Consider the following 22,778-nt stretch of genomic DNA (forward strand, 5'->3'; position numbering starts at 1 on the left):
CCGTTGTGGGTCAGGCGACGTGCTGCAGGAATTCGCGCAGACGCGGGCTTGGCGGGTTGTTCACCAACTCCTGTGGATTGCCGTCTTCGGCAATTCGTCCTTTGTCGATAAAGATCAGTCGCGAGGCCACTTTTTCGGCAAAGCCGATTTCGTGGGTCACAATCACCATCGTCATACCCTCTTCCGCCAGATCCTGCATCACCTTGAGCACTTCATGGCGCAGTTCCGGGTCGAGCGCGGAGGTGGGCTCATCAAACAGCATCATCTTCGGCTTCACCGCCAGCGCGCGGGCGATGGCCACACGCTGCTGCTGGCCGCCGGAGAGTTCAGACGGATAGTGATGCGCGCGCTCAGCCAGACCGACTTTCGCCAGCAGATCTTTCGCCAGCTTCTCCGCTGCCTGTTTGCTGGCGCCGCGTACCCGCAGCGGGCCAAACATCACGTTTTCCAGCGCCGTCAGGTGCGGGAACAGGTAAAACTGCTGGAACACCATTCCTGCTTCCTGACGAATCAGACGTTCGTCCACCTTTGGATCGTTGACCTTCAGGCCATCGACAATCAGATCGCCGCTGGTGATCTCTTCCAGTTTATTGATACAGCGCAGCATCGTCGATTTACCGGAGCCGGACGGGCCGATGATGACCACCACTTCACCCTGATTGATTTTCAGAGAGATATCGTGCAGCACCTGGGTTGGGCCAAAGTGCTTGGAGACGTTTTTAAATTCAATCACAGGATTTTCATCCTTCTTTCAAGACGACGCAGAATAAAGCTCAGGACCAGGGTGATGATCAGGTAGATCACGGCAACGGCGCTCCAGATTTCCAGCGCGCGGAAGTTGCCGGCGATGATCTCCTGTCCCTGACGGGTCAGTTCGGCGACGCCGATGACGATGAACAGCGAGGTATCCTTGATGCTGATGATCCACTGGTTGCCCAGCGGCGGCAGCATGCGGCGCAGCGCCAGCGGCAGGATCACGTGGCGAATGGTTTCGCGACGCGACAGGCCGAGAGCCAGGCCCGCTTCGCGGAAGCCTTTATGAATGGAGAGCACCGCGCCGCGGGTAATTTCCGCGATATAGGCGCCCGAGTTAATCATGATGGTCACTACCGCCGCGGAGAAGGGGTCAATGCGCAGATCGCTAAAGGCCATCGGCAGCGCAAAGTAGATGAACATAACCTGCACCACAATCGGGGTGCCGCGAATGATTTCAATAAACACCAGCGCGATGTGGTTGGCGATCCAGCCGCCGAAGCAGCGGGCGAAACCGGCCACCAGACCGATGATCAGGCCGCCGGCCAGGCCGAGGACGGAAATCCACAGCGTCATTTTGGCGCCTTCCAGCAAAATCGGAATGGCGGGCCAGATGGCACTCCAGTCAAACTGCATAATACGTTCCTGTTACCGTGTCGAGAGCAGAGGAAAGCCTCCGCCAAAATACGGTCTCCCGCAGCGTCTGTGCCGGAAGACCGTTGTGATGTCGCCGGGCCTGCGCCCGGCGAAGGACATTTTTATTATTTTGGTTCAGTGCCGAACCATTTTTTATAAATTTCGTTGTAGGTGCCGTTCTCGCGCAGCGTTTTCAGCGCACCGTTCACTTTCTCACGCAGCTCGTCGCTGCCTTTCGGGAAGGCGATACCGTAGTTTTGCGCTTCCAGTGATTCACCTACCGCTTTGAATTTGCCGTTGCCCGCAGTTTTGATGAAGTAGAGGATGTTCGGCGTATCGTGCAGGACGGCATCCGCGCGGCCGGTACCCAGCTCCATATAGGCGTTATCGATGTTCGGGAACTGACGCAGATCTTTGGTTTTGATATTAGCTTTCGCGTAGTCAACGGAGCCGGTGCCGCTCTTCACCGCGACCACTTTGCCGTTCAGATCTTTCACATCTTTGATGTCGTTATTATTGGCGTTGACCATCACCAGCAGGCCGCTTTTGTAGTAGCCGTCAGAGAAGTCGATGGCTTTTTTACGCTCGTCGGTAATGGTGATCCCCGCCAACGCCAGATCGATATTTTTGGTTTGCAGCGCCGGGATAATGCCGCTGAAGTCCATCGGCTTCAGGGTGTAGTCGAGCTTCAGCTCTTTGGCGATTGCCGCCCACAGGTCAACGTCAAAACCCACATACTTATCGCCTTGCTTAAATTCGAACGGGACGAACGCCGTATCGGTGGCGACAACCAGGGTCTTATTGGCGGCATGGGAAGAAACCGCAAAAGCCAGGGTCAGTGCAGCCAGTGAAACTTTAAATACAGACTTCATAGCATTTCCTTTTATATCCACGGGACGATCCCCTGCGAGAACGACTAGCCTAATGAAAAAATCGTGCCACTTTTACAACCTGTTGTTTTTAAACAAACGAAGCGGTAGCCGCTGCACAATATCGATCATTTCAGGCAAAGAGTGCACCATAACGGGGCGTTATTTTGGTGCATCCTGAGGTCGCTGAATAACGAGCCCATTTTTAGCGCAAACCCTGATGGGAAAACAATCTCGGTGTAACGATTGTGTGAGGTGATTATTACAATTGTTTTACTTTTGTGCGCATTTTCATCAATTTGACGCCCTGAAATGGTGCAAGGACAGCGGGTGAGGGAAAGGCGGAGGGGAAAAACAGCAAGGGTTGGGATGGGAAAGCAAAGGCGCCGTCGACCGCGCTGCGGCCGACGGCAAAGCCTTACTCGATGTTCGCTTCAATAAACCACAGGAATTTATCCAGGTCGCGGGAAGCGGCGGTGAAGATATCTGCGGTATCTTCGTCTTTGGCTTCACCGATCGCTTTGCGCACATCGTTCGCCACTACCGCGTAACGGTCCGCCAGCGCTTTCAGGTGATCCTGAACATGATGGATATCCAGCGGATAGCTCTGCAGCGGGGTTTTGCTGTTGATCACCTGAGTGGTGCCCAGGGCGACGCCGCCCAGCTGTACGGCGCGCTCCGCCATGGTATCCAGATGCTCAGTGAGCGCGGTACGGAAGCCATCCAGCATTTCGTGCACGGCGATAAAGTTCGCACCGCGCATATTCCAGTGTGCCTGCTTGGTGATAAGGGACAGGTCAATGAACTGGATCACCTGGCGATTCAACAGCTCAATGGTCGCTTTCTTTTCGCTGTCAGCGACATCGTTGCGGGTATAGACCAGATTAGATGCTTTTGATTTAACCAGTTTAGCGGTACTCATCGTTTCATATCCTCTTGATATTGATGCTCGTCACACTTCAAAGCTGAATGATGTGGAGCGTTGTCCCAGGTAACTTCGGGACTAAGTATAGCAAGGGTTTTAAAGTATGAGGCATCGGCAGGCCATATTACTCCGATAGCGTAAAGTGGTTGGCTATTTGAAAAAGCAAGCTAAGTCAGAATGTTAGCGGAGGCTGGCGGGCCCGTAACTCGCGCGGGCCGCCGCCGTAACAGAATGTTAATTGATATCGACTTGCTTAATTTTGCTCTGCCGCTGCATGGTCAGCGTGGCGCCCATTGAGGCGATGATAATAGCGCCCAGCGCCAGGGTCTGGGAGAGATTCAGGGTTTCGCCGAGGAAGACCATACCGGACAGGGCGGCTAGCGCTGGCTCGAGGCTCATCAGTGTGCCGAAGGTGCGCGTCGGCAGGCGCGTCAGGGCCATCATCTCCAGGGAGTAGGGGAGTGCAGTGGAGAGAATGGCAATCCCCAGCCCCAGGGGCAGCAGCGACCATTGCCACAGCGTATCGGTAGCTTGCGCCATGCCTAACGGGACAAAGACCAGCGAGGCGATAAGCGACCCCATCGCCACCGTGGCTGGACCATGCTCCTCGCCCGCGCGCTGGCCGGTCAGAATATAGACCGCCCAACAGGCTCCGGCGCCGAGAGCGAACAGCGCGCCGGTTAAATCCACCTGCGCCACGTTCTGGCCCAGCGGCAGGAGATACCACAGCCCGAGGATCGCCAGCGCCACCCAGACAAAATCCAGCGGGCGACGCGAGCCGAAAAGCGCCACCGCCAGCGGGCCGGTAAACTCGAGGGCTACCGCCACGCCGAGCGGAATACGCTGCAGGGATAAATAAAACAGATAGTTCATCGCCCCGAGCGCCAGGCCGTACAGCAGCAGCGGCACGCGCTGGGCCGGAGAGAAACGCAGCCGCCAGGGCTTGAACACCACCACCAGGATCAGCGTCCCGAGCGCCAGGCGCAGGGCGGTAACCCCCGGGGCGCCGACCACCGGGAACAGCGATTTGGCGAGCGATGCGCCGCTCTGAATCGAGGTCATAGCGATTAAAATCACCACTATCGGCAACCATGCCGCCGCTTTTCGGTTTCGGGATGGACCGGGCATCCTTTCTCCTGTCAGTTTTTGTCAAAAGGGGTAAAAGTTCCAGTGTACTGGAATTAGCTGCTGGCGGTTGAGCTAATGTTGAAAAAAACAGGGGCAAAAACAGTACAATGGCGAACGTTGCTGAGAAATTCACCAAGTGATTAGGATTAATCTGGATGCTTGCGAATTTCTTAATGAGCGTTAAACTGTAAGTTAACGCCAAAAACTGTTGTTTTCCATATTGTTATAGAAATATGGAAACTTTTGGTTACATGAAAAAGTATGTTAGACAATGTAAACTCCAAAGAGTTTCCCAAAAGTTTTTGATATATTTAAGGCTTAGGACTTATTAGAAACACATTTGAGGTGGTTATGAATAAAATTGCACGTCTTTCAGCACTGGCCGTTGTTCTGGCTGCATCCGTAGGTACCACTGCATTTGCTGCAACTTCTACTGTAACCGGCGGTTACGCGCAGAGCGACATGCAGGGTAAAGCGAACAAAGCTGGCGGTTTCAACCTGAAATACCGTTACGAGCAAGATAACAACCCGCTGGGTGTTATCGGTTCCTTCACCTACACCGAGAAGGATAACAACAGCAACGGTACTTACAACAAAGGTCAGTACTACGGCATCACCGCAGGTCCGGCTTACCGTCTGAACGACTGGGCAAGCATCTACGGCGTAGTGGGTGTTGGTTACGGTAAATTCCAGAACAACAACTTCCCTAATAAATCCGATATGAGCGACTACGGTTTCTCCTACGGTGCTGGTCTGCAGTTCAACCCGATCGAAAACGTTGCCCTGGACTTCTCCTACGAGCAGTCTCGTATTCGTAACGTTGACGTCGGCACCTGGATTGCTGGCGTGGGTTACCGCTTCTAATCACTCCGGTGATATAAAAAATCCGCCTCCCGGGGCGGATTTTTTTTGCCTGGCGATCGCCAGCCCGGCCGGTTGGCCGGCGCTGATCGCGTCGTTTTAGTTGATGGTGAACTCATCGCTGCCGAGGTGTGAATAGTCTACCTTCTGCAGCTGGAAGTTGGTGATATACATGGGGCCGGCCTTCTGCTCAGAGATAAACCGATAGCGCGGGGCGATTTCCGCCGCCTTGATTCCTGTCCATTGCGAGAAGAAACTGAGGAAATCATTCGCCGAGCGCTGCGCCTTAATCACTTTATGCGCTTTGTCATCGCTGGAGAGCACCATAAACGGCACCTGGAAGTTCTGCTGGAACTTATCGTCGTGCGCCAGATACTGCACCTCTTTGCCTCGCTCCTTGAACGCCAGACCATGATCGGAAAAGTAGGTCAGGGAAAAGGTGGCGCCGGAATTTTGCAACTGACTGTAGAGCTTAGCCAGCAGGGTATCGGTTTGCGTCATGCTGTAGAGATAGCAGGAGGTCTCTTTCGACTGGACGAAAACCGTGTATTTGCCTTTGGTCCGGTCGCAGGCCTGCGGGTGCGAGCCCATCAGGTGCAGAACAATCAGCTGCGGCTGGGTGCGCTGGGTGGAGAGTACCTGCTCGGTCAACTTGAGTAACTGCTCGTCCTGGGTGTTTTTATTGGCTTCGAAATCGCCGTTTTTCAGGAACTGCACTTCGTCCGCCCGTTTGGCGATACTGGCGATAGCGGTGTCGTACTCGCCGATCTGTCCCTGATTGGAGAACCACCAGGTCTGGAAACCGGCGCGGTTGGCGAGGGTGACAAAGTTATCCTGAAACTGCGGTTTGCCATCGACCACCCGGTTAAGCGTCAGGCCGAGGGATTTTTGCGTCGAGCCGCTGGCGGCGACGTAGTTGTTAAACAGATACCCGTTCACCGAACTGGCAAACGGCGTGTTGTCCCAGTGGCCTCCGAAGGCGCCGAGGGCGTCGCGGCGGGCGCTTTCACCGATCACCACCACATAGAGATGGTACTTCGGCTTCACCGCCAGCACGTGCCAGCTGTCTTTCATGCCGGCCAGCTGCGCCATCCGCGCCTGCTCGTCCAGCACCTCGTTATTATTCACCACCACGTCTTTGACAAAACGGAAGGCCGGGTAACCGGTATCGATCACCTTGAATACCCCGCCCCAGGCGAGATTTTGCACCGGCTGGAGAAAAAAGATCCCGATGCTGAACAGCAGGCCCAGGGTCTCCATTTTTCCCCAGCGGGTCTGCTCGACGATCCTGCGGCGGACCGCAATGATCCCCAGCGCGAAGATAAATACCGCCAGCAGATAGTTGTACCACGGGAAGATGGTGAGAATTTCCGTGGACTCTTCCACGTTGGTGGCGTGCAGCGCCAGCAGGGTATTGAAGTTGGGCGCGCCGTAAGCCTGGCCGAAGGGGTAGTAGAGGGCCGCCAGCAGAGAATAGGCGCCGACCACCCCTTTCTGCACGCGCGGAAAGGCGCGCCACAGAAGATGTAACACGCAGGTAAATGCCACGGTATAGAGCAGGCTAAATTCATAGCCCAGCGCCAGGTTAATCAACAGCGATTGTAAAAAGTAGAATCCTGTCCATGGGTTCAGTGCCAGTCGGCGGGCGACCAGCGTATCTTTCAGGGTGGTGACATTCATAGTAAACAATCAAAAAGAGGCCATGCGCATCCCCTGGCTTCAAGGGGTAAAACCTGCTGGACAGTGCGTGAAGAGGGTCTCTGCGAGCCGCGAATGTGGCAGGGCTGTGCAAAGATAGGGCTTGTAAATGGTAAGGTCAACTAGACATAACAGATTGTTTTGCGAGGGCGCTTACAAAACTTGAAAAAAGGTGGGGGAAACGGGATAAACCGGTCAGTTTAGCGGCGGATGATGACAGAAAAATGAAGCGGCGTACCGCGACGCCGCCTTAGGAATGGGGTTTGTCCTGCTGCGGTTTACCGTTGATCATCTCGCACAGCATACCGAGCAGCATTAAGCGTACTTTAAAGGGGGAATGACTAAACACGTTTAAGCACCTCTTGAATTCATTCATCTGCTCTCCTCCTGCCTGTTCGCTCCATCATTCCCTGATGGATGTTTGCATTATATACAGATATAGCACAGGCTATATTTTATAGCTATGGCTAAAACGTTAAATTTTTGTGCTCTTGGCGCAATCCATTACAATGTGGATCTTTTTATATGATGCTTGACGCGTCACACGAATGAGGAAGCACAATGAACCGTCGCGCAGGTAAGCCAATAACAAAAAAAGTGACGCAGTTAGTAAATGTTGAAGAGCACGTTGAAGGGTTCCGTCAGGTGCGGGAAGCGCATCGACGCGAGCTGATTGACGACTATGTTGAACTGATTTCCGATCTCATCCGCGAGGTGGGCGAGGCGCGTCAGGTGGATATGGCCGCCCGGCTGGGGGTCTCGCAGCCCACCGTCGCCAAGATGCTCAAACGGCTGGCCAGCGTCGGCCTTATCGAACAGATCCCGTGGCGCGGCATATTCTTAACGGCGGAGGGTGAGAAGCTGGCCCAGGAGAGCCGCGAGCGCCATCAAATCGTGGAGAACTTCCTGCTGGCTATCGGCGTCAGCCCGGAGATTGCCCGCCGCGATGCGGAGGGAATGGAGCATCACGTGAGCGAGGAGACGCTGGCGATGTTCCTGAAATTTACCCAAACACAGGGATCTCAGGAAGCATGACTCTTCCCTTCGTCCAGTCGCTGCTGCGCGACCGTTTTCTCCATCTGCTGCTGATTATCGCCTGCGTACTCAGCGTGATGGTGCCGTTTGTCCCGGCAAGCTGGCCGGCGGCCATTGACTGGCATACTATCATCACCCTCAGCGGCCTGATGCTGTTGACCAAGGGGATTGAACTGAGCGGTTATTTTGACGTGCTGGGGCGTAAAATGGCCCGCCGCTTTGTCACCGAACGCCAGCTGGCTATGTTTATGGTGCTGGCGGCGGCGCTGCTATCCACCTTCCTCACCAACGACGTCGCGCTGTTTATCGTGGTGCCCCTGACCCTGACGCTGAAGAAGTGGTGCGCCATCCCGGTGAACCGGCTGATTATTTTCGAAGCGCTGGCGGTGAACGCCGGGTCGCTGCTGACGCCGATCGGCAACCCGCAGAATATCTTACTGTGGGGACGCTCCGGTCTCTCTTTCCCTGGATTCATCGGCCAGATGCTGCCGCTGGCGGCGGCAATGATGCTGACCCTGCTGGCGCTGTGCTGGTTCTGTTTCCCGGCAAACCGGCTCAACTACCAGAGTAGCGATAAGGCGCCATCGTGGCAGCCTAAGCTGGTCTGGAGCTGTCTGGGATTGTATCTGGTGTTCCTGACCGCGCTGGAGATGAATCAGGCGCTGTGGGGGCTGGCGCTGGTGCTGCTGGGCTTCCTGATACTGGCCCGGGCGGTGATCGTCCATGTGGACTGGTCGCTGCTGCTGGTGTTTATGGTGATGTTTATCGACGTCCATCTGCTGACTCAGCTTCCGGCGCTGCACCAGGTGCTGAGCGGGGTCGGGACGCTCTCCGGCGGTGGACTGTGGCTGACCGCCATCGGCCTGTCGCAGGTGATCAGCAATGTGCCCTCGACCATTCTGCTGCTCAACTATGTCCCGCCGTCGATCCTGCTCGCCTGGGCGGTTAACGTGGGCGGCTTTGGTCTGCTGCCGGGCTCGCTGGCCAATATCATCGCGCTGCGCATGGCAGGCGATCGGCGGATCTGGTGGCGTTTCCATCTCTACTCCATTCCCATGCTGCTGTGGGCGGCCCTTACCGGCTATTGGCTCTTCAAACTCTGCGCCTGATTTCCGCAGCGGTACGCCGCCCTCCACGCCGTTCGACAGGATCGCCCCTCGGGGCGATCTTTTTTTTGCCCGGCTCACAGAAAACGATCCCTGGCTTTGCGCATCGGTTCGCTTTTCGGTATATGACTAGTCATGAAATTTAAATGACTAGTCATATACCGAGGCGCAGGATGAAGAACAGACTACCGGCAGATTTCTTATGGGGTAATTCCGTCTCCAGCATGCAGACGGAGGGGGCGTGGAACGAGGGCGGCAAGGGGATGTCGGTGTACGATATCCGGCAACCGGCGGAATTCGCTTCCGACTGGAAGGTGGCGACCGACTCCTATCATCGCTATCGGGAAGATTTCGATCTGATGCAGGATCTGGGCATGAACTGCTACCGTTTTCAGATCGCCTGGAGCCGGGTGTGTCCTGAGGGAGACGGCGAATTTAATGAAGAGGGCATCGCCTTCTACCATCAGTTTATTGATGAACTGATCGCCCGCGGCATCGAGCCGATGATCTGCCTGTACCACTTCGACATGCCGCTCTCGCTGGCGGAGCGCTACAACGGATTCACCGACCGCCGGGTGATGGACGCCTTTATTCGCTATGGCCAGAAGATGATCGCCTGCTATGGCGACAAGGTGAAATACTGGCTCACCTTTAATGAACAGAATCTGTACCATTCGCCGGAAGCGTTTCTGATTTCCGGCTACCTGCAGGGGGAGAAGACCCTGCGCGAGCTGTATCTGATCCAGCATCATGTGATGATGGCGCACGTCCATCTGACCGATCACCTGCATCAGACAAAGCCGCAGTGTCTGATGGGCGGAATGCTGGCCCACGCCCTGGTTTATCCGGCGACCTGCAAACCGCGCGATATCCTGTGCGCCCAGCAGCTGGACGAGTTTTTAAACCAGAACCTGCTGCGGGCTTACGCCGGGGAGGGCTACAGCCCGGAAGTGATGCATTTTGTCGCCGCTGAAGGGTTCGATGATATCTATCGTCCGGAGGATCTGGCGCTGATGGCGACGGTGAAGGTCGATTATCTGGCGTTCAGCTATTACGCCAGCCGGACGCTGAACAGCGACACCATCCCGGCGGGAACGGCGGTTAACAACTATATGCTGTTTGGCAATCAGGATAACCCGTTCCTGAAAGCGACAGAATGGAACTGGCAGATCGATCCGCTGGGCTTCCGGACCATCATCACCCGCTATTATAACGACTGGCGCCTGCCGGTATTCCCGATTGAAAACGGCATCGGGGTGATTGAGTCGTGGGACGGTGAACATCCGGTTGCCGACGATTACCGCATCGCCTACCATCGCGACCATATCAACGCCATGAAAGCGGCCATGTTTGAGGATGGGGCGCAGGTGATCGGCTATCTCGGTTGGGGATTAATCGATATCCTGAGCTCGCAGGGTGATATGCGTAAGCGCTACGGCGTGGTCTACGTCAATCGCGAGAACCATGACCTCAAGGATCTGCGGCGGGTGCCGAAGAAGAGCTATGCGTGGCTGAAGCAGGTGATCCACAGCAACGGCGACGTGATGTAACGATGTTCTGGCGGTCAGGTCAAGTATGCTGCCCGCCAGTCACTCACAGAATGTAAAAGGACCGGGAATGACGGCGAAGTATCTGCAAATTGCGCGGGAAATAAAAAAACGCATCATCAGCCAGCAGTATCCTGCCAGCGCGCCGCTACCCGACCAGTTTGCGCTGGCGGCGGAGTTCAACACCAGCCGGATGACCATCCAGCAGGCGATGCGCCAGTTAATCGTCGAAGGGCTTATCTATACTCGCAAAGGGCAGGGCACCTTTGTGCGGAAAAATTTCCTTCAGCTGTCGCAGTGGGAGCTGCCCGGCAGCGACTATTTCGGCGCCACCAAAACCTGGGAACATCTTGGCGAGGTGCAAAGCGAAGTGGTGCGCTTCGAGGTGCGTTTTCCCACTGAGAAGGAGCAGAGTTCGCTGCTGATCGACGCCGATGCCCCGGTATATGACTTTGTCCGCCTGCGGCTGCTCAACGGCGAGCCGGTGTCGCTGGATTTGACGGTCATGCCGGTGGGGCTGGTGCCGGGGTTAACCAAAAGCCATCTTGAGGGTTCGGTGTTTCGCTACGTGCAGGAGACGCTGGGGCTGAAGCTGATGGGATCTTACCGCGTGGTGCGGGCGATGAAGCCGGACGAACTGGATAAACAGCATCTTCACTGCGAGGCCACCGATCCGGTGCTGGAGGTGGAACAGGTTATCTATCTGGAAGACGGCACGCCGCTGGAGTACGCCCACTGCCACTATCGCTACGACCACGGCGGGATTATTCTGGTGAATAACGGCTAGACCGGGGGACCCTGCCGGCGCAGCGCTCAGCAGGGCCACGGTGTTGTCTGGTTTAGCCAGCCGCAGCCAGAGACAATACAGATAAAAAAACGGCGGGCATCAGGCCCGCCGTTTTTGCTGTCATGCTGAACTTAGTTCAGACGCACCGGCATACCGGAGCGGTTCTGGATAGCCTGCTCAACCACGCTCTGATCGACATCAGACTGGCTGGTGATCGCCTGTACCGGCTGAGTCAGGGTGATCGGCACGATCTCGCCGCCCTGGAACTGGGCTTCGGTGGTCGACAGCGGGTTATGAACCTCGATGTAACGGCTGCCGTCCGGCTCGGTGGTGGCTTTTACCGGCTCATCGATAAACTGCACGCGGGTGCCGACCGGCACGTTCTCAAACAGGAATTTGATGTCATCGTTGCGCAGACGCACGCAGCCGTGGCTCACGCGCAGGCCGATACCGAAGTTAGCGTTGGTACCGTGGATGGCGTACAGGCGGCCGATATACAGCGCGTACAGACCCATCGGGTTATCCGGACCGGCCGGTACGACGGCAGGCAGCGGGTTGCCGGCGGCAGCGTATTCCGCATGCATCTTGGCGGTCGGGGTCCAGGTCGGGCCAGCCTTCTTACGTTCGACTTTGGTGGTCCAGTTGATTGGCGTATCTTTACCCAACTGGCCGATGCCGATCGGCAGAACGATCACGGTATTGGTGCCTTTCGGGTAGTAGTACAGACGCATTTCCGCGCTGTTGATGATGATCCCTTCATGCACGGTATCCGGCAGGATCAGCTGCTGAGGGATGTTCAGGACGCTACCGCCCTTCGGCAGATAGGTATCCACCCCCGGGTTGGCTTCCAGCATGTTTGAAAGCCCCATCTGATATTTGGCCGCGAAGTATTCCAGCGGCTGCTTGTTATCATCCGGAATGGTGATGACCTGGTTCTGACCAACCAAACGGCTGCCATCGGTTGGCAAAGGATAGGTGACAGCAGACGCTGTATTGCAAAAGCCTACGATGGCGAAGGCTGCCGCTAAGAGTGTAGATAATTTCATAGTTTTTAATGTCGTGTGCGAAATCAACGCCACACAGGCCTTTGTTAATGATTGAGACAGTAGATGGGAGCGCATTATATGTGCATTCCGCTGAACAGGTAAATCAGATGTGTACGAAATCACATTTTTTTCCCTGTCGCCTCGGCTGCCGCGCCCTGGCGTTGGGGGCGACAGGGGTTAGTCTTCCAGCAGCCGGGCCTGCAGCGCGACGCGGGCCGGGGCGGTGAGCTGATACTCTTCCGCCAGCCAGGCGTCGACATTGCCATAGCGCTGCTGAATGGCCGACAGCGCGGCGGCGAGATAGGACTCTTTCACCGTCAGGATGTCCGCCAGGCTCTGGCGCCCCTGGGCCGTCAGGTCGTTGCCGAGCATCTCCAGCATCCAGGCCTCCACCTGCGTCAGCATGCCATGGGTGAGGAGATACTCCTCCATCACCGTCTCGCTGTCGCATCCGACGGCGAACAGGGTTAACGCGCAGCCGACGCCGGTGCGATCTTTACCGACCGCGCAGTGTTGCAGCAAGGCGCCGTCGAAAGGGGTCGTCAGCCACGCGGCGAGCTGGCGATAGGCCGGGTTGTTAAACGGCAGCTGGCGATAGAGTTGCAGCATAAACTGCTCGCCGTTCAGCGCATTAAGGGTGGCGGCATTCAGCTCGGTGACCTTCGCATTGACCTCGCCGAGCGGCGGATTGGCCGGCGCGTTGAGATAGTGGGTGAGCGGGCTCAGTTTGTCCGGGGTGCGCTGCACTTCACCGGGGTCGCGGTAGTCGAGCACCCGGCTGAGCGGCAGGGTATCCAGATGGTTGAGATCCTCAGCCGTTAGCCGGTTTAGCGCGCCGGAGCGCAGCAGCTTGCCGCTGCGTACCCGGCGTCCGTCGGCGGTGCGCTGGCCGCCCAGGTCGCGAAAATTGATGCCGCCCTGCAGGGATAAAAAGGCCGGATGTCGCGGTAGGCTGGTGGTCATGGGACTCCTCATCATCACGTACAGAATAACGGTTTGCGCGCAGGTCTCTGGCGCATCTGACAAAGACCATAGCACAAGCGCCGCGGCGGAATTTACCGCAGACCGTGAAAAGTGCGTCATTTACTGGCATAATGTCTGCTGTATCACACCCCTCATACTCTTTTTTCAGGATATCCCCGTGCTAGTATCCAGCAACGTTACCATGCAGTTTGGCAGTAAGCCGCTGTTCGAAAATATCTCCGTTAAATTTGGCGGCGGCAACCGTTATGGTCTGATCGGCGCCAACGGCAGCGGTAAATCGACCTTTATGAAGATCCTCGGCGGCGATCTCGAACCGACGCTGGGCAACGTTTCTCTCGACCCGAACGAGCGCATCGGTAAGCTGCGTCAGGATCAGTTCGCCTTTGAAGCGTTCACCGTGCTGGATACGGTGATCATGGGCCACAGCGAGCTGTGGGAAGTGAAGCAGGAGCGCGATCGCATCTACGCCCTCGCAGAGATGAGCGAAGAAGATGGCTATAAAGTGGCCGACCTGGAAGTTAAATATGGCGAAATGGACGGCTACTCTGCTGAAGCGCGCGCGGGCGAACTGCTGCTGGGCGTGGGTATTCCGGTTGAACAACATTACGGCCCGATGAGCGAAGTCGCCCCGGGCTGGAAGCTGCGCGTCCTGCTGGCGCAGGCGCTGTTCTCTAACCCGGACATTCTGTTGCTCGACGAACCGACCAACAACCTGGACATCGACACCATTCGCTGGCTGGAGCAGACGCTGAACGACCGCGACAGCACGATGATTATCATCTCGCACGACCGTCACTTCCTGAACATGGTCTGTACGCACATGGCGGATCTGGACTACGGCGAGCTGCGCGTCTATCCGGGCAACTACGACGAATACATGACGGCGGCCACCCAGGCGCGTGAGCGTCTGCTGGCGGACAACGCCAAGAAAAAAGCGCAGATTGCTGACCTGCAGTCCTTTGTTAGCCGCTTCAGCGCCAACGCCTCTAAATCGCGTCAGGCCACCTCGCGCGCCCGTCAGATTGACAAGATCAAGCTGGAAGAGGTTAAAGCCTCCAGCCGTCAGAACCCGTTTATCCGCTTCGAGCAGGACAAGAAACTGTTCCGTAACGCGCTGGAAGTGGAAGCCCTCACCAAAGGCTTTGAAGAAGGTCCGCTGTTCAAAAACGTCAACCTGCTGCTGGAAGTGGGCGAGAAGATTGCCATTCTGGGCGCCAACGGTGTGGGTAAATCCACGATGCTGAAAACCCTGGTGGGCGAACTGCAGCCCGATAACGGCACCGTGAAATGGTCTGAAAACGCGCAACTTGGCTACTACGCGCAGGATCATGAATACGAGTTCGAAAACGACCTGACGGTCTTCGAGTGGATGAGCCAGTGGAAACAGGAAGGCGACGACGAGCAGGCGGTGCGCAGTATCCTTGGTCGACTGCTGTTTAGCCAGGATGACATCAAGAAGCCGGCGAAAGTACTGTCCGGTGGTGAGAAGGGGCGGATGCTGTTTGGTAAGCTGATGATGCAGAAGCCAAACATCCTGATCATGGACGAACCGACCAACCACCTGGATATGGAATCCATCGAATCGCTGAACATGGCGCTGGAGATGTATCAGGGTACCCTGATATTCGTCTCCCACGACCGAGAGTTCGTCAGCTCGCTGGCTACCCGCGTGCTGGAGATTACCCCGGAACGGGTGATCGACTTCAGCGGCAACTACGAAGACTACCTGCGCAGCAAAGGTATCGAGTAATCCCTCTTCGTTACCCGGGTAGCGGCTACGCCTTACCCGTGCTACGCCTGGTATGGGATCTGTAGGCCCGTGCAAGCGTAGCGCCGCCGGGCAATAACCGCGGGTAAAGAGCCACTTTCGCGCCGGATGGCGGCTGCGCCTTATCCGGCCTACGGTCGGTGCCATTGTGACCTTAAGGCCCTATCTTGTACCCATGGTTACTGAAACTGTCCGTTACCGGGGCTACCAAACCGCACAGTGCTGTAGCCCCGGTAAGCGGTAGCGCCACCGGGTATTTTGAGGCCACCCGTTTGTAGCCCGGATTAGCGTAGCGCAATCCGGGAACATCATTAAATCCAGGCCGGGCAAGGCGTAAGCCGCCGCCCGGCATATCGCTTAGCGCCTCCACTCCGCTCCTTCAACGCCATTCACCAGCAGTTTGCGTTTTTCTCCCGCCGGTAATGACAGCTTCAGCGCTTTCCACGCCGGGCGATAGTTGCCGCGGGCGTTGACCTTCAGGTTGATGGTGCTGCTGTCGCACGCCATTTCCCACTCCAGCCACAGCGCATCGCCCTGTTTATAGCCCCAGCTTTCGCCGTCATCCTCAAACAGCAGACCCGAAGAGGTCCCGACGCCTTTCAGCGGGAACAGCTGCAGTTCGCGACGATCGTCCTGTTGCGCCGCAACATGACGGATGCGCTCGCTGAGCGGCAGACCGGCCCCGGCGCGCACCAGCAGCGGCAGCTTTTCCAGCGGCGCGTCGAGGGTGACCCACTGGCCGCCGGCGAACCACTGGTGGCTGTAGAAATCGTACCAGCCGGCCTGATTATCCGGCAGCCACACCTCACGCTGGCGGGCGCCAGGCTCGACCACGCTGGCCACCAGCAGGTCGCGCCCCAGCAGGAAGTCATCGCATTCGGCGAAGGTCTGCGCGTCGTGTTGATGATCGAGGAAGGTCGGGCGCAGCATCGGCTCGTCGTCAGCATGCGCCTGCCACAGCAGGGTATACAGATAGGGCAGCAGGCGGTAGCGCAGCTCAATCGCGGAACGAATGGCCGGGGTAACGGCCGGATACATCCAGGCTTCGTTGACCGTCTGGTCGTCATTCCATGAGTGAATGGTAAAGCGCGGGTGCATCACGCCGTTTTGTACCCAGCGCACAAACAGCTCCGGCTCCGGTTTATCGCCGGAGAAACCGCCGACGTCGTGACCGACGTTAAACAGCCCGGAAAGGCTCATGCCCAGCCCCATGCGGATGTTATAGCGCAGCGTATCCCAGTTGGTGCGGTTATCGCCGCTCCAGGTCTGGACGTAGCGCTGCATCCCGGCGCAGCCGGAGCGAGAGATGAGATACGGGCGCTTTTCCGGCGCAAAGCGCTGCTGGGCTTCCATCGAGGCGCGCATCATCAGCAGCGGCATCACCGGGCGAATATGCTTGATGGCGATTTCGCGGCCAAAGCCGTAGCAGCGCGCTTCGCCGTCCCACACCTCATACTCGTTATTATCGTTCCAGGTCGAATCTATGCCCATCTCCAGCAGCTGGCTGGTGACCCCTTCCTGCCACCAGGCCACGGTTTGCGGATTGGTGAAGTCGAGGTGCGATCCTTCATCGTCCCAGAAGCTGGAGCGCTCCGGCGCGTCGGTTTGCGAATCGCGAATAAAAAGACCGCGCTCCACCACTTCGCCATAGCGCGGATGATCCTGCAGCAGGCAGGGTTTGATATTGGCGGCCAGCTTCAGCCCGGCATCATGGAACGACTGGCTCATCACTTTCGGCTGCGGCACCTTGTCGTAGTTCCAGTTAAAGACGTAGCGCTTGCCGTTAATCGAGGTATAGCCGGATGAGAGCTGGAACGAATCGCACGGAATAGCGTGCTCATTGCACAGGCGGATGAAGTTCATCAGCTGATTTTGCGCATCCGGCGCGTCGGTGTAGTGCATGGTCGAGCCGCTGTAGCCGAGGCTCCATTTTGGCCCGAACAGGGTTTTACCGGTCAGACGTACAAAGGCTTTGGTGACATCCAGCACCTGTTTACCGGTGAACAGGTAGTAATCGATATCGCCGGCTTCCGCCTGCCAGCGGCGGTAGGCGGTGTGGTAGTTGTCGATTTCGTTACCCAAATCCAGCCAGCAGCTGCTCAGGTTGTCGTAAAACAGACCATAGCTGACGTCGCTGCGCTGGGTGATGGTGAACGGAATATGTTTATACAGCGGGTCGGTGCTGGCGGCGTTGTAGCCCATGGCGTCGAGGTTGCGCATCTCATAACGCTTACCGGTGCGCTGCAGATCGCCGGCCTTTTCGCCCAGACCATAGAAACGTTCGTCTTTCCGGCGGCTCAGATAGTGGGCGACGCCGTCGCCGTGGGCATTAGCCAGATAGGCGCTGGTGGGGCGGTCGTTAGCAAGCTGCTGCCATTCCCCGGCGTCGTCGCGATAGCTCCACTCCAGCCACAGCGGCTGATGGACGGTGACGCGCAGCTGGCGGGTGGCGATGGTCAGCGTATCGCCCTCCTGTGTCAGCTGCCAGGCCGGGAGACTAAAACCGCTGAGGTCATCCCGGGCGCGGCCTTCCCACGGCACATCCTGCTGCGGAGCGATACTCCAGGTGCGATCCAGCGCCAGCTGGCCCTGGCTTTTCAGCAGCACGCGGAATAAATTCTCTTCCAGTACGTACAGGCACAGGGTGTGCTGGCCATCGACCGTCAGTTCAACGTGATGCTCCAGCTGTTGATGTAAACTCCAGTGTTTCAACGTTTTCATATCTTACATCCACTCTCAGGCGCGCTTAGCGCGACGTTCAGCAATAAATGCCACCAGGAAAACGGCGCCAATCAGGTCAAAGAACCCCATGGCGATGAACAGCGGGTTGAAGCCAATTTTGTCGGCGGTCACCCCGATTAATAACGAAAACAGGAAGCTGGCGATCCACGCCGCGGATCCGCGCATACCGTTTACCGTCGCCATTTGTCCCTTGTCGAACGACTCCACCACCAGCGCGCTGAGCATGCAGGAGATGATCTGATGTCCGAAGCCGCCAATGGAGATCAGGACGATGGTGATATAGGGATCGCGGGTGATAGCGACGAGGGCCAGGGAGATCATCAGAAATGCGCCGGTCACCGAGCTGGCGATCACTGAGTTGACTCGCGTACAGCCGAACCAGCGAACGTACAGGCGGGTGAGGTAGCCGCTGACCACGCTGCCGAGGTCGGCGGCGAGGAAAGGCAGCCAGGCGAACATGGCGATCTGCTTGAGATCCATGCCGTGCTCTTTGGCCAGGTACAGCGGTACCCAGAAGCTCAGCACCGCCCAGGCGGGCTCGGCCATAAACGCGGGAATGGCGATCCCGTAGAAACGTTTATTCTTCGAGACGGTTTTGAGCGCGGTAAAGAAGGGCTGTTTCACCGGTGGCGCTTCGTTATCCTGCTTGATGTACTCCAGCTCGCTTTTGCTGAGGTTGGGGTGCTTTTCCGGGTTCTGATAGAAGGCCCACCACAGCACCACCCACAGCAGGGCCAGCGCGCCGGTAAACATAAACGCCCCCTGCCAGCCGAAGGAAGCGTGGGCGAAGTAGATGATCGGCGGGGCGAGCATTGCGCCGATAGAGAACCCGACGCCAGCCCAGCCGGCGGCGATTGGCCGTTCAGACTTCGGAAACCACTCGCCGATGGTTTTGGCGTTGGCCGGGGTGGCGGCCGCCTCGGCCCCGCCCATAAAGAAGCGCAATATCGCCAGGTGCAGCCAGCTGCCGGCCCCGGCGTGGGCGATACAGGCCAGCGCCCACAAGGTGGCGCAGATCATAAACCCGAGCTTCAGGCCGATGACGTCGATAAGCCAGCCACAGAGCGGCTGGAAAATCGTGTAAGCCAGCTGAAACGCGCCGACGATCCAGGAATATTGTTCGGTGGTAATACCGAGCGTCGCTTTCAGTTCCGGGGCGATAATCCCCAGCGAGTTGCGTGTGATGTAGTTGACGGTGACGCCAAGTAAAAACAGGACCAGCACCCACCAGCGCAGGTTTTTTACCACCCGGCGCGTTTTGCTGACCGCGATATCATTGTTGAGGCCTTGACTCATAGCACACTCCACATGACGTTAGTAGGGGGAAAGTGACGACCTCAATCCTTGAGTGGCCACGTAGTGTTATTAACTATTTGAATAGTCTATTTTTTTATCTCAACATCATTGGTATAACTAGTATGGGAGATGTTGGACCAATTCAGGCTAAGGGAGAAAAAACGGCGGGCAAAGTGCTATTTATGCAAGTTTTTTCATGAAATGACCGGGATCTCAAATTTTGCGCTGTCATTTGCTTACAGGGAGCGCTTTGGCGATTATGAAAATTCTTTCATTTTCCAATCGGAGCTGGATCACAAAATGGATAAAAAGCTGCGCGTCGCCGAAATCGCTGCCCGCACTGGGCTGTCGGCCAGTACCGTTTCGCGCGTCCTGGCCGGAAAGGCGAATACCAGCGACAAGGCGCGCCGGGCGGTGCTGGAGTGCGCCCGCGAGCTGGGGGTCATGCAGGGGCTGGCCGCCGGGCGTCTGCTGCTCAATAATCTGCTGGTGTTTGCCCCGCAGCGCGCCTTCGATGAGCGGTCGGATATCTTCTACTACCGGGTGATCCAGAGCATCAATAACGCGCTGGCGGCGCATGAAGTGCGCCTGCGCTACTGCGCGCTGGACGAAAACGACAGCGACGCCAATCTGTTTCTTGCCCGCATGAACGAAGCGGAAACCCAGGCCGCGGTGCTGCTGGGGATCGACGATCCGCATATTCATGGCCTGGCGGCGGATCTGGGTAAACCCTGCGTCTTGATAAACTGTCGGGATGAAGGGATGCGGTTGCCGTCCATTGCCCCCGATCATCGTTTGATTGGCCAGTGCGCCGCCCGCTATCTGTTTGATATGGGGCATCGGGTGGTGATGAACGTCATGTGTTTGCGCCGCTATACCATGGAGCTGCGGCTGGGGGGGATCGAGGAGGCGTGGCGCGCGCGCAATTTGCGCTTTACCGCCAGCCGGGATCTCATCAGCGTCGCCAACTTTAGCGCCAGAGAGACCGAAGAGCAGGTGGGGGCCTGGCTTGATGGCTTACAGGGCAGGCCGTTGCCCACCGCCTTCCTGGTGGGCGGCGATTTCATGGCCGCCGGCACGGTCAGCGCATTGCAAAAGCGCGGCCTGCGGGTGCCGCAGGATGTCTCGGTGATGAGCATCGACGGGTTTAATCTGGCGGCGATCCAGGAGGTGCCGCTGACCGCGGTGCATGTGCCGCGGGATGAACTGGGCAGCGAGGCGGTGCATCTCCTGCAGCAGCGCCTGTTGCGCCCGGAGGCGCCGCACGGTTCGCTGCTGCTGCACGGCACGCTGGTGGTGCGCGATTCGGTACGGCGGATCCGGCCGGGCAAAGGCCATACCGCCGTGGAGCCGCAGGGGCTGTATGACGATTAAACCGGGATACCCAGCGCCCGCTTGCCGTGGATGTTCAGATCTTCCAGAGTGAAGCGCCCCTGCCAGCTGGCCTCATAGTCCTCGCGCGGGAAATCCCCCGGCGAGGCCCCTTTTTCCAGAGCAATTTTCACTTTCTGCGCGTAGGCGAGGTTCTTTTCGCACATCGGCGCTGCCGGAATGTACATCACATTGCCCCAGCCCTGCTGATTTTCCACCGGCGCCACCGAGTGAATGACGTCGCAGTGCCACCAGACGGAATCGCCAGCGTTCAGCGCCGGAATCGAACTGAGGGCTTTGATCAGCAGCGGGTGCCACTGCTCAGAGATCGGCAGTACTCTGCCCGGCGCGACGCCGCACAGCTCATCTTCCGGCACATCGTCAAGCAGTGGGCGCAGTAGAACATAAGCCATCGCCTCGGGGATCGGCACCACGTGCAGTAGCCCCTGACCCGGGATCATGTCCGACAGCGCGGTCCAGCCCTGGAAAGTGCGGAACACTGAGCATTTGGTGGTGTTGTCGACGGTGTACTCTTCCACTTCCGTACGGTGCGCGGCGTCCCACGGATCGTAAGCGTCGACATGACCGTTAAACACGTTGGCGAAGACCTGCTGGTAGGCGGGGAGCAGCCAGCGCTCCAGCGCACCGGAATCGGTATGCGCGCCCAGCCCCTTCGAGGTGGTTCCCGGCGGACGGCGGCGAATGCGGTCAGGGTAAATGACGCTGACGTCCGGATCGAACCAGCGCTTGCCGTCCTGCTCAAAGCGCCACAGGCGGTTGAGGAAGGACTGCGCCGCGGCCATTTCATCGCTCTGGCGGGCCTGCATTTGCGAGGGCGACCAGTAGATGGGATAGATTTCCGGCCGCGAAGCCTCCAGCGAACCAAAGAAGCTGTCGCCTGGCCCTTTGTAGACCTCGTCGAAATGGTTCAGATCCAGATATTCCAGCATCGCGGTATCCCAGGCCAGCGCCTGTTCGCGCGGAAAGTGGCCTTTGATCACCGCGCAGCCCCGACGCTTAATGGCCGCGCGCTGGGCATCGCTCACGGTTCCCTCGGCGATATCGCGGAACGGAATGGTTGGCCAGACCTCCTGGCCTGCGGCTTTCAGCGTCTCAATCTCCTGCAGGCGCTCGCTGATGCGCGCTGAGAGCTTATCGAACACCGCCTGGACGTCGCAGATTTGCGCCCGCAGCGCCTGCTTCATCTGGCGAATCGCCGCTTTGTGGTCGGCGGGGAGTGTTTCGTGGGTCGGGAGAGCAGCCATAATAACCTCGCTGTATCTTTCATTCGAAAGTATTAAATATTACAAACGTTAATTTAAGTTAAAATGAAGTTAATGCAAGTTTAAAATCTTGCTGCGGCGCACAAAATGGACAAGCCGGGGCGCGCAGCCCCGGAGAGAGGTCAATCGTTGAAGGGAGCGCTGTTATCGAGGACGGCCTGAATGACGTTCAGCGCGCCGTCATGGTTATTATCGTCGGTCGCGTATCCGGCGATAGCCTTAATGCTGTCGGCGGCGTTACCCATGGCGAAAGCGTATTTCACCAGCTTCAGCATTTCGGCGTCGTTGCCGCTGTCGCCGATGGCCACGCACTGCTGCGGCGACAGGTTCCAGCGCTTGAGCAGGCGGCTGATGCCGTTGGCTTTATGCAGGCCGGGAATAATCAAATCGACAAAGCCAAAGCCGCTGGTGACCGGCTTCATAATGCCGTCGAGCGACACGTGCAGTTTATCGATCAGCTGCGGGATCTCGCTGTCCGGCAGGTTCAGAGAGAATTTGAACAGCGTATCGTCGATGGCGTGATAGTCACTTACCCGCTGCAGACGGTGGTAGTGCTTTGACATCAGGTCGACGAAGGCATCCGGGGCGTTATCGCTGACGTAAGCGCTCTCCAGGCCGCAGGCAACGAAGTTTAGCTGCGGATCTTTGAGTAGTTCGCCAATCACCACCTGCGATTCGTGGCGGGTCAGTTCGCCGTGGAACAGCTGCTTACCATGCGCAAAGACCAGCGCGCCGTTTTCGGCGACGAACGAGATCTGCTCGCGGATCTCCGGGAAGAAGGAGATCAGCTGATAGTACTGGTTGCCGCTGGCGACAACGAATTCAATGCCGCGCTGCTGCAGCTGGGCGAATTGCGCCAGAAACCGTGCGCGATCGTAGGTTTTGGCGTCATTGAGAAAAGTTCCGTCCATATCGGTGACGATAACTTTAACGGTCATAAGGG

General features: G+C 57.4%; 19 protein-coding genes and 1 pseudogene. 7 read left to right on the plus strand and 13 right to left on the minus strand.

All coding sequences use genetic code 11. The features are described 5' to 3' along the window. Nucleotides 1–10 precede the first annotated feature (10 nt). The 5 genes from glnQ to rhtA all read right to left on the minus strand — a co-directional run bounded on the left by glnQ (nucleotide 11) and on the right by rhtA (nucleotide 4,311). Entirely contained in the window at nucleotides 11–733 is a 723-nt protein-coding gene (gene glnQ / locus ABLU50_RS02340; RefSeq protein ID WP_004212183.1) for a glutamine ABC transporter ATP-binding protein GlnQ, read from the minus strand. Further along, nucleotides 730–1,389: a glutamine ABC transporter permease GlnP gene (gene glnP / locus ABLU50_RS02345; RefSeq protein WP_002895837.1), complete on the minus strand. Its 660-nt coding sequence runs from the start codon at nucleotides 1,387–1,389 to the stop codon at nucleotides 730–732. The genes glnQ and glnP overlap by 4 nt, the downstream gene beginning before the upstream one ends. A gap of 125 nt (nucleotides 1,390–1,514) precedes the next feature. Beyond that, a complete protein-coding gene (glnH, locus tag ABLU50_RS02350; RefSeq protein ID WP_004886198.1) occupies nucleotides 1,515–2,261 on the minus strand; it encodes a glutamine ABC transporter substrate-binding protein GlnH in 747 nt (248 codons plus the stop codon). Between the two features lie 415 nt (nucleotides 2,262–2,676). Beyond that, a complete protein-coding gene (gene dps / locus ABLU50_RS02355) occupies nucleotides 2,677–3,180 on the minus strand; it encodes a DNA starvation/stationary phase protection protein Dps (protein ID WP_004886200.1) in 504 nt (167 codons plus the stop codon). A 237-nt stretch (nucleotides 3,181–3,417) separates the two neighbouring features. Beyond that, the gene (gene rhtA / locus ABLU50_RS02360) at nucleotides 3,418–4,311 is read right to left on the minus strand and encodes a threonine/homoserine exporter RhtA (RefSeq protein ID WP_087832383.1); all 894 of its coding nucleotides are present in this window, start codon (nucleotides 4,309–4,311) and stop codon (nucleotides 3,418–3,420) included. Between the two features lie 351 nt (nucleotides 4,312–4,662). Between rhtA and ompX the strand changes: the two genes are divergently transcribed. Continuing rightward, a complete protein-coding gene (ompX, locus tag ABLU50_RS02365) occupies nucleotides 4,663–5,175 on the plus strand; it encodes an outer membrane protein OmpX (RefSeq protein WP_004886207.1) in 513 nt (170 codons plus the stop codon). 96 nt (nucleotides 5,176–5,271) lie between these two features. Here ompX and ABLU50_RS02370 read toward each other — a convergent pair whose 3' ends face one another. Next, complete coding sequence (locus tag ABLU50_RS02370) at nucleotides 5,272–6,852, minus strand: phosphoethanolamine transferase (protein ID WP_087832382.1); 1,581 nt, start codon at nucleotides 6,850–6,852, stop codon at nucleotides 5,272–5,274. A gap of 268 nt (nucleotides 6,853–7,120) precedes the next feature. Then, nucleotides 7,121–7,246, minus strand: a complete 126-nt coding sequence (gene mntS, locus ABLU50_RS02375) for a manganase accumulation protein MntS (RefSeq protein WP_004886214.1) — start codon at nucleotides 7,244–7,246, stop codon at nucleotides 7,121–7,123. Nucleotides 7,247–7,431: 185 nt separating this feature from the next. Here mntS and mntR point away from each other — a divergent pair, with 185 nt between their 5' ends. The 4 genes from mntR to ABLU50_RS02395 all read left to right on the plus strand — a co-directional run bounded on the left by mntR (nucleotide 7,432) and on the right by ABLU50_RS02395 (nucleotide 11,345). Further along, a complete protein-coding gene (gene mntR / locus ABLU50_RS02380) occupies nucleotides 7,432–7,905 on the plus strand; it encodes a manganese-binding transcriptional regulator MntR (RefSeq protein WP_004886216.1) in 474 nt (157 codons plus the stop codon). Further along, nucleotides 7,902–9,014: an anion transporter gene (locus tag ABLU50_RS02385; protein ID WP_004886219.1), complete on the plus strand. Its 1,113-nt coding sequence runs from the start codon at nucleotides 7,902–7,904 to the stop codon at nucleotides 9,012–9,014. Before mntR ends, ABLU50_RS02385 begins: the two co-directional genes overlap by 4 nt. 170 nt (nucleotides 9,015–9,184) lie before the next feature. Beyond that, on the plus strand, nucleotides 9,185–10,561 hold the full coding sequence (locus ABLU50_RS02390; protein ID WP_004886222.1) for a glycoside hydrolase family 1 protein: 1,377 nt from the start codon (nucleotides 9,185–9,187) through the stop codon (nucleotides 10,559–10,561). 67 nt (nucleotides 10,562–10,628) lie between these two features. Beyond that, nucleotides 10,629–11,345: a GntR family transcriptional regulator gene (locus ABLU50_RS02395; protein ID WP_065802257.1), complete on the plus strand. Its 717-nt coding sequence runs from the start codon at nucleotides 10,629–10,631 to the stop codon at nucleotides 11,343–11,345. 131 nt (nucleotides 11,346–11,476) lie between these two features. On the opposite strand, the gene ldtB is transcribed toward ABLU50_RS02395, so the two are convergent. Next, complete coding sequence (gene ldtB, locus ABLU50_RS02400) at nucleotides 11,477–12,391, minus strand: L,D-transpeptidase (protein WP_004886230.1); 915 nt, start codon at nucleotides 12,389–12,391, stop codon at nucleotides 11,477–11,479. A 177-nt stretch (nucleotides 12,392–12,568) separates the two neighbouring features. Then, nucleotides 12,569–13,484: pseudogene (locus ABLU50_RS02405) on the minus strand (tyrosine-protein phosphatase). A 48-nt stretch (nucleotides 13,485–13,532) separates the two neighbouring features. Between ABLU50_RS02405 and ABLU50_RS02410 the strand changes: the two are divergent. Further along, complete coding sequence (locus ABLU50_RS02410) at nucleotides 13,533–15,125, plus strand: ABC-F family ATPase (protein ID WP_004886235.1); 1,593 nt, start codon at nucleotides 13,533–13,535, stop codon at nucleotides 15,123–15,125. 375 nt (nucleotides 15,126–15,500) lie between these two features. Here the strand turns inward: ABLU50_RS02410 and ABLU50_RS02415 are convergent, their stop codons facing one another. Together ABLU50_RS02415 and ABLU50_RS02420 are read right to left on the minus strand one after the other, a co-directional pair. Further along, nucleotides 15,501–17,864, minus strand: coding sequence for a glycoside hydrolase family 31 protein (locus tag ABLU50_RS02415; RefSeq protein ID WP_087832381.1), 2,364 nt, complete (start codon nucleotides 17,862–17,864; stop codon nucleotides 15,501–15,503). Nucleotides 17,865–17,879: 15 nt separating this feature from the next. Continuing rightward, nucleotides 17,880–19,181 (minus strand): MFS transporter, encoded by a 1,302-nt coding sequence (locus tag ABLU50_RS02420; protein ID WP_004886240.1) that lies wholly within the window; start codon nucleotides 19,179–19,181, stop codon nucleotides 17,880–17,882. 300 nt (nucleotides 19,182–19,481) lie between these two features. Here ABLU50_RS02420 and ABLU50_RS02425 point away from each other — a divergent pair, with 300 nt between their 5' ends. Next, on the plus strand, nucleotides 19,482–20,555 hold the full coding sequence (locus tag ABLU50_RS02425; protein ID WP_004886244.1) for a LacI family DNA-binding transcriptional regulator: 1,074 nt from the start codon (nucleotides 19,482–19,484) through the stop codon (nucleotides 20,553–20,555). Here ABLU50_RS02425 and ABLU50_RS02430 read toward each other — a convergent pair. Beyond that, nucleotides 20,552–21,817, minus strand: a complete 1,266-nt coding sequence (locus ABLU50_RS02430) for a DUF1479 domain-containing protein (protein WP_087832380.1) — start codon at nucleotides 21,815–21,817, stop codon at nucleotides 20,552–20,554. The genes ABLU50_RS02425 and ABLU50_RS02430 overlap by 4 nt on opposite strands. A 140-nt stretch (nucleotides 21,818–21,957) precedes the next feature. Then, complete coding sequence (locus ABLU50_RS02435; protein WP_023320030.1) at nucleotides 21,958–22,773, minus strand: Cof-type HAD-IIB family hydrolase; 816 nt, start codon at nucleotides 22,771–22,773, stop codon at nucleotides 21,958–21,960. Nucleotides 22,774–22,778: the final 5 nt, after the last annotated feature.

This window comes from Klebsiella sp. GG_Kp173 (genome assembly GCF_040062415.1).
GTDB classification, from domain to species: domain Bacteria; phylum Pseudomonadota; class Gammaproteobacteria; order Enterobacterales; family Enterobacteriaceae; genus Klebsiella; species Klebsiella quasipneumoniae.

Bases quoted from the DNA above. Each gene is read 5' to 3' on its own strand.
- glnP (WP_002895837.1), bottom strand. From the start codon at position 1,389: ATGCAGTTTGACTGGAGTGCCATCTGGCCCGCCATTCCGATTTTGCTG.
- glnH (WP_004886198.1), bottom strand. From the start codon at position 2,261: ATGAAGTCTGTATTTAAAGTTTCACTGGCTGCACTGACCCTGGCTTTT.
- dps (WP_004886200.1), bottom strand. From the start codon at position 3,180: ATGAGTACCGCTAAACTGGTTAAATCAAAAGCATCTAATCTGGTCTAT.
- rhtA (WP_087832383.1), bottom strand. From the start codon at position 4,311: ATGCCCGGTCCATCCCGAAACCGAAAAGCGGCGGCATGGTTGCCGATA.
- ompX (WP_004886207.1), top strand. From the start codon at position 4,663: ATGAATAAAATTGCACGTCTTTCAGCACTGGCCGTTGTTCTGGCTGCA.
- ABLU50_RS02370 (WP_087832382.1), bottom strand. From the start codon at position 6,852: ATGAATGTCACCACCCTGAAAGATACGCTGGTCGCCCGCCGACTGGCA.
- mntS (WP_004886214.1), bottom strand. From the start codon at position 7,246: ATGAATGAATTCAAGAGGTGCTTAAACGTGTTTAGTCATTCCCCCTTT.
- mntR (WP_004886216.1), top strand. From the start codon at position 7,432: ATGAACCGTCGCGCAGGTAAGCCAATAACAAAAAAAGTGACGCAGTTA.
- ABLU50_RS02385 (WP_004886219.1), top strand. From the start codon at position 7,902: ATGACTCTTCCCTTCGTCCAGTCGCTGCTGCGCGACCGTTTTCTCCAT.
- ABLU50_RS02390 (WP_004886222.1), top strand. From the start codon at position 9,185: ATGAAGAACAGACTACCGGCAGATTTCTTATGGGGTAATTCCGTCTCC.
- ABLU50_RS02395 (WP_065802257.1), top strand. From the start codon at position 10,629: ATGACGGCGAAGTATCTGCAAATTGCGCGGGAAATAAAAAAACGCATC.
- ldtB (WP_004886230.1), bottom strand. From the start codon at position 12,391: ATGAAATTATCTACACTCTTAGCGGCAGCCTTCGCCATCGTAGGCTTT.
- ABLU50_RS02415 (WP_087832381.1), bottom strand. From the start codon at position 17,864: ATGAAAACGTTGAAACACTGGAGTTTACATCAACAGCTGGAGCATCAC.
- ABLU50_RS02420 (WP_004886240.1), bottom strand. From the start codon at position 19,181: ATGAGTCAAGGCCTCAACAATGATATCGCGGTCAGCAAAACGCGCCGG.
- ABLU50_RS02425 (WP_004886244.1), top strand. From the start codon at position 19,482: ATGGATAAAAAGCTGCGCGTCGCCGAAATCGCTGCCCGCACTGGGCTG.
- ABLU50_RS02430 (WP_087832380.1), bottom strand. From the start codon at position 21,817: ATGGCTGCTCTCCCGACCCACGAAACACTCCCCGCCGACCACAAAGCG.
- ABLU50_RS02435 (WP_023320030.1), bottom strand. From the start codon at position 22,773: ATGACCGTTAAAGTTATCGTCACCGATATGGACGGAACTTTTCTCAAT.